This is a genomic window from Streptomyces sp. NPDC057654 (assembly GCF_042800135.1).
In the GTDB taxonomy this organism is placed as follows: Bacteria; Actinomycetota; Actinomycetes; order Streptomycetales; family Streptomycetaceae; genus Streptomyces.
On sequence record NZ_JBHVHQ010000490.1, the window covers coordinates 1 to 6,457 of the forward strand.

Sequence of the window (6,457 nt, forward strand, 5' to 3'; positions counted from 1 at the left end):
GGGCTGGGCCGAGGCCATGCGGCAGATGTCCGCGGACCTGTTCGAGGGGATGGCCGCGCCCCGGGTGACCGGCCGGTGAGGGTACGCCTCGGGCTGCGCACACAGCCGATGGGCGATGGCGCTGGCCACGGACACCCCCGGACGGCGGCCGGACCGTCCATGGCCTCGCCCGTCCGATGAGTTACCTGACCGTCGACGAGGACTGGCGGGGCGTCGTGCGCGGGTGGTTCGGGCGGTTCCGGCTGCCCGTATTGGTGGTTTATGGGGTGCTTTGGTAGGTGTGAATCAACGGTAACGTCGCCCGGGATCCGGTGTGACTATCGATGGTATCGCAAGCGTGTTGACATCGATAATTTCGCCGGTATCGTTGAAGTCGTTCCGATGGAAACATCAGTGCGAGGAGAGCCGCCATGTCCAACCGTCTGCGGATCGTCGGGGTGGAAGAGACCGTCGTCGTGCCGGCCGTCTACGAGGCGTACGAGCGGGCCGGATCGCCGCAGGTCTTCTCGCGCGGCTTCGGGGACAGCCCGATCGCGAAGAACCTGCGCGAGGTAGGCGAGCGGCGGCTGGCGCACATGGACGATCAGGGCGTCGATGTCGCGGTGCTGTCCTTGTCGACTCCGGGTGTGCAGGACCTGCCGGAAAGCGACGCCGTCGCCGTCGCCCGCGACGCCAATGATCAGCTCGCTGAAATCGTGGCCTCCCGGCCCGACCGCTTCCAGGCGTTCGCCGCGATCCCCACGCAGTCACCGGCCGCGGCCGCCGCTGAGTTGGAGCGCGCCGTGGTCGAGCTGGGATTCCCCGGCGCCATGCTGTACGGCCGTACCGGGGACAAGCCGGCCGACCATCCGGACAACGACGAGCTGTACGCGACCGCCGAGCGGCTGGCCGTGCCGTTGCACTTCCACCCGCAGACACCGCCCCAGCCCGTCGTCGACGCCTACTATTCCGACCTCCCGGGGCCGGTGGGTCCCGTGCTGGCCGGAGCGGGACTCGGCTGGTACTACGACCTTGGCGTCCAGTACCTGCGCATGATCTTCTCGGGTGTCTTCGACCGGTTCCCCGATATGCAGGTGATCGCCGGTCACTGGGGCGAAGTGGTGCTGTTCTACCTCGACCACACCGGCTTCTTCGCCGAGGCGGGCGGCCTGCGGCAGCCCCTGGCGGACTACTTCAAGCAGAATTTCTGGGTCGCGGGCAGCGGTACCAACAGCCCCCGCTACCTGCGCTGGACCGCCGAGGTGATGGGCACCGACCGGATGCTGTACTCCACCGACTACCCCTTCACCTACGGCTTCCGCCCCGGCGGCTTCCCCTACGTCGACACCAGCAACGGTGAGGCCCGCTCCTTCCTGGAGAACGCGCCCTTCACCGACGACCAGAAGGCCGACATAGGTCACCGCAACTGGGAACGCCTCACCGCCCGCGCCAAGCGCCCGTCGGCCTGATCCGTCAGCCGGTCGCAGGGGTAAGCCGGTCCCGGTCGGGGGGGAAAAAACCGGAGCGCTGCCTCACGCTCCGGCCGGCCCGCGGAGTGCTTCCCGCCGTGCTGCTGCTGACCCGCGCCGCGTCAGCGGAGCAGCAGAGCGGCGTCCCACGGCAGTGCGCCGACGGGTGCGGTCGGGTTCAGGGCGAAGTGCAGTGCGAGTGCGACGCCTGCCGCTCCGTCGAGGAAGCCGGGGCGGTGGGCCGTGGTGGGACCGATGGGGGCGGTTGCCGGCCATAGGAAGGGGCGATCGGGGTCAGCGGCCTGTATCAGGGTGGCGGTCAACTTGCCCACGTACTCCGACAGTTGCTCGCCGCCGGGTTCGCGGGACATCAGGGCCGCCACGGTGGTCAGTCCGGCCAAGCCGTGGCAGAGCGTGGCGTCGTCGTAGCCGCGCTCCCCGCCTGGCTGGTCGCAGGCGGCGGCGACGGCGGCCACCGCCTGCCGGTTCCATTCGGGCTCTGCCAAGGCGAGGGAGGCCAGTTGGAGGGAGCGGGCCACGCCGGGGGTTCCGTAGCACCAGCCGGCGCGGACCCTGCCCAGGTCCGGGCGGTCGCCGGAGGCCACCGCCAGCTCTTGGTCGAGGGTCACGATGTTCGGCCAGCCGGTGCCGTCCGTGCCGCGGCGGGCGAGCAGCCATTCGGCGATGTCGCGGATGGCCTGCTCCTGGCCGGGGACTCGTACGCCCGCGTCATAGGCCACGGAGAGGAGGGCGAGCGGGCCGGGGATGCCGTGGGCGAGACCGGCGTTGAAGTGGCCGCCGGGGATGCCGTCCGGCTCGCTGAGCAGGATCGGGTCGGCGGTCCACCAGCCGGGAACGTTCCGGCCGCCGGGGCCGGTGACCGGGTGGGTGAGGGCGACGAGATGGGAGAGGACGAGTTCTGTGGTGTCCCGGTGCGCGGGGCCGGCGGCGAGCAGCACCCTGCCCAGGCCGGAGAGTCCGGCCACGACGTCATAGCCGGTCATACGGGCCCCCGCCGTACCGGCCGCGATGCGGGGCGCGTCCTGATCGACCAGCTTCCGGGCGACCAGGGCGACCTGTTCGTCGAGCTTGGTGAGGAGACTCGCGTACTCGCCCGGCTGGGTGACGGCGGCCCGGGCGGCGAACGTGACGGCGGGCAGTCCCAGGTACAGGCCCTCATGTGCGGGCCTGCGGACCGCGGTGACCGCCGCTGACAGATGGGCGTACGCCATCCGTGCGTGCTCGGGCGAGCCGTGGGCCAAGGCCGCGAAGAGGAGGCCGACCCCGGCATGCCCGTCCGCGAGGGACTGGGGGTGCCACAGCGAGCGGGTCTCGGCCAGTTCGGGATGCTCGGACGCTGTTACCTGCGCTGCGAGCGCCGCCGGATCGGACAGTCGCTGGGCGAGGAGTGCGACGAGATCGTCACTCATGAACGTGCCCTTTCCCGGTCGAGGTGTGCCTGGATCGCGCCACGGGCCACGGCGAGCGCTTGGGCCTCGGCCGTGCGGTCGGTGCCGAGCCGCCGGTTGCAGTGCATATGGACCAGGGAGGCGAGTACCGCGTCGGGGGCGACGCTCAGGGTGCCCCGCTCCTCCGCTTCCCGTACAAGACGCCCGAACCGCTGCGGGACAGCCTGGTAGGGCTCGCCTGATGCATCGGGGGCGTCTGGTGCGTCTGGCGCGCCGTCGGGGGTGATTCGTGCGAGGGCGGCGCCGCGACGGGCGGCGAACGCCTTGTGGTGCTGTTCGCGCTTGGGGTACGTAGCCGTGAGCCAGTGGCGCCAGTCGCCGCCGTAGCCGTGGTGGAAGGACCGTACGAGGTGCGCCACGTCGTACGCCGCCGACAGGATGCGGTCGTCCGTCGGTGCCGCGAGCCGCTCCAGGACCAGCAGGCTGTCCGCGTGGAACACCTCCTCGGCCGCGCGCAGGAGTGCCGTACCGCCGTAGCGTTCCGTCTCGGGGGAGTAGCTGTCGATCCGCAGGCCACGGGCGAGCCCGGCGTCGGACAACTCCCTGGCCAGGTCGTGGAGTCGGGGGAGTAGGCGGCCGTTGAGGAGGTCCGGGGCCCCTTGCAGCCGTAGCCGCAGATGGGGGTGCGGGTCCGCGTAGCGGATGAAGAACCAGCGGTCGACGCCGCCCGACGCGTCCGGCGGTGCGGGCAGTTCGGCGAGGAAGCGCCGGAGCGGGCCGGTCAGGAGTTCGTCCTGGCGCTCGGCGGAGGAGTAGAGCGTCGCGTAGAGCCAGGGGCCCCCGGGCGGGATCTCGCCGGTGCCGCGACGCACGGTTGTTCCTGAGGTGGAGGTGCGGGCGATCGTGGTGGCCCTGGCGGGTCGGCGCGCGGCGGTCTGCGGCTGACACGGCGTCAGTGTCACGACGGCTTCGACGTCATGGGCCCCGCCCGGACCGTGCAGCCAGCCGCCGTCCACGTCCTGCCCCGTGGGCGGTTCGTGGACCATGGCGACGCCCCAGCGCTCGTACTCGCGCCGCAGGATCTCCTGATGCGCGGGGACGGTGAGGTTGAGGGGGATGCGGTGATCGCCGATGGCGAGCTGGACATGGTCCGGCACGCCCCACAGCGCGCGCCATTCGTCGAGCGGCGGGCTCGTGGCCTCAAGGCGCCAGCGGGCCGGGCTCAGGACGGTGCGGCCGGTACGTACAGCGGGCAGGAACGGCAGGTCGTCGGCGGCGCCCCACTCCCACATGCGCCACTGCCTGCGGCTGTACGCGGCGGCCTCGATGAGGAAGCGCACCGCGTTGGGCGCGGCCAGCTCACGGTTGAGTACGTGGAGCGCGGAGGGCGTCACCTCGCGGCCCAGCGCCGCCGAGGCGATGCGGAAGCCCTCGGAGTCGGCCGACACCAGAACGTCGTCGAGCGTGAGATCCGTGACGCCGGGCGCGGCCGGTCCCGGGTGGGACCCGACGACGAGCCGGCCGTCCAGCCAGGTCGGCACCTGGGCCACGTTGGCGTGCCGATGCTGCGCCGCCTGATGATGGACCTGGACGGGCAGCCGTTCGCCGGCCTGGCGGGCGGCCCGTACGGTCCGGCGCATCGCCTCGGACTGTACGGGCGGCAGAAGGTGGGCGAACCGGCCCATGAGCCCGCCGGAAGCGGTGGCCGCGCCGTTCAGGACCAGGGTGAAGTCGCCCCGGTCCACGGCGGTCGCCGACTCCGCCGCGATCTGCGCGATGAGCTCCAGCGGAGGCGGCGCCACGGCGTCGGCATCGCTGTCGCTGCGGCCGTCGGTGTCGCGGTCGGCGTTCTCGAACCTGCTCAGCCACGCCTCGTCGAGGACCACCTCGCGTACGCCGTGCGCCTGCGCTCCGGCGGCGAGCCCGAGGAGCAGGCGCTGTCGTTCCGTGCCGATGGGGGGCGGGCCGGGGGCGGGCCGGTGGCTCGGCGGCAGCCGGTAGCCGGCCGGGGCGCCGAGGCCGATGTCCGGGTCGAGGAGTTCCTTGACGGGTACGTAGCGCCCGAGCCCGTAGCGTTCCACGAACTCCTGGTGGTACTCGGAGAGCCGGCCCGGCCCCGGGGGCGAGAGCCGCCACAGCGCGGCGGCGGTCAGTTCGAGTTCGCGCGCCACTTCCCGCGACACTTCGACGGTCCCGTCGAGGCGCAGGTCGACCTGGACGGAGTGGGCGGGTGCGGTCGGCGATCCGGCGGCGCTTCCGTCTATGCCGCCGCTTCCCCTGCCGCCTCCGTTTCCGGACGGGGTGGACGAGGCCGTATCGAGTACCGACCGCCAGGCGGGGGTTCCGTCTCCGAGCGGGGTGTCGCCGTAGTCGGCGAGGGCCGTGGCCAGCGCGGCGACCTGCTCGGCGGCGACCGAACCGGCCGGGAGGAGACGCTTGACATGCGCCAGCGGGTCGGTCGCGTCCAAGGGCGGCCGTAGATCCGTCAGCAGTACTTCCGCCGCGATGAGTTGGGCGATGAGGCCGCGTACGGCGCCGTCGGGCGCTCCGGGGAAGTCCGCTTCGACGTGCTGGATGAGTTCGTCGTACGGGAGTGGGCGGGCGGCTGCCTCGACCGCGGAGCGTACGACCGGGGTGTACTTGAGAGTTCGCGTCTTCGGGCGGCCGTCGTCGGCCGAGGAGCCGCCCGGGGAGCCGCCCGAAGAGCCGCCCGGGGAGTCGCCCGAGGCCGCGGCGGACTGGAGGCGGGGGCCGTCGGGGGCGAACGGCAGCACCAGGCGCCCGGCCCGTACGAAGCAGAGCGCGTTCGCCACGATGCTCAGCCCTGGGAGCACCGCGGGGTCCCGCTCCCACGCGGCGATCCGCTGGGAGAGCCAGCTCGCGTCGGGCCGGGCCGTTTTGCGCACCTCGCCGGTCAGTTCGCCCTTGGTGGCATCACCGAAGGAGCCCCACAGGACGCCCGCCATGAGACCGAACGGCGTGGGGCGGGACGCGGCCCTGAGCCGGTAGCGCGTCACGGCCCGCAGCGCCTTGCGCAGGTCCGAGGCCGTCACCGCACGCCCCGCGAGCACGGCGTCGGCGGTACGGGCGAGCGAGGGGCTGGAGACCTCGACCGCCTCCCTGAACCGGTCGTCGGCGAGCGCACCGACCAGGCGGGCGCGGAGCACCTCGGGGCTCTCCGCGCCGTTCTCGGTGTCCCACCAGGTCGCGCGCACCTCGTCCCGCGCGAGCAGCGGCGCCCGCAGCAGTATTCCGTCCGCGCAGCGGAACAGCGGTTCCGTTCTCTGCCCACCCCGCATGCCTGCCACACCCCATTACTGACTGCACTGTGAAATGAACTGAGGAGTTCTTCGTCGATCGGATCGCTGAGGAATGCGGTCACAGTAACCGCGAAAACGCGTTTACGGCACCCCTTGACTTCGCCGGCCGATCTTACCTAGATTCCCGCCATGGCCGCCGAAGGGCGGCGTACTTGACAGGCTGGGAGGAATTCTTATGCCCGAGAACATGGTCCAGGACCTCTTCGACATCGACCTCACCGAGACCGCCATCCAGGACGTCGCGCCCGCATCCGCGGGCATGGCCATATCCGCGGAGGGC

The 6,457-nt window shown here is 71.9% G+C and carries 3 protein-coding genes; 1 reads left to right on the forward strand and 2 read right to left on the reverse strand.

Annotated elements, in window-relative coordinates; all coding sequences use genetic code 11:
• The first annotated feature begins 410 nt into the window (after positions 1–410).
• On the forward strand, positions 411–1,448 hold the full coding sequence (locus tag ACFU99_RS28690) for an amidohydrolase family protein (RefSeq protein WP_384397479.1): 1,038 nt from the start codon (positions 411–413) through the stop codon (positions 1,446–1,448).
• Between the two features lie 122 nt (positions 1,449–1,570).
• On the opposite strand, the gene ACFU99_RS28695 is transcribed toward ACFU99_RS28690, so the two are convergent.
• Both ACFU99_RS28695 and ACFU99_RS28700 read right to left on the reverse strand, forming a co-directional pair.
• On the reverse strand, positions 1,571–2,878 hold the full coding sequence (locus tag ACFU99_RS28695; protein WP_384397482.1) for a lanthionine synthetase C family protein: 1,308 nt from the start codon (positions 2,876–2,878) through the stop codon (positions 1,571–1,573).
• Positions 2,875–6,156: a lantibiotic dehydratase gene (locus ACFU99_RS28700; protein ID WP_384397485.1), complete on the reverse strand. Its 3,282-nt coding sequence runs from the start codon at positions 6,154–6,156 to the stop codon at positions 2,875–2,877. The genes ACFU99_RS28695 and ACFU99_RS28700 overlap by 4 nt, the downstream gene beginning before the upstream one ends.
• Positions 6,157–6,457: the final 301 nt, after the last annotated feature.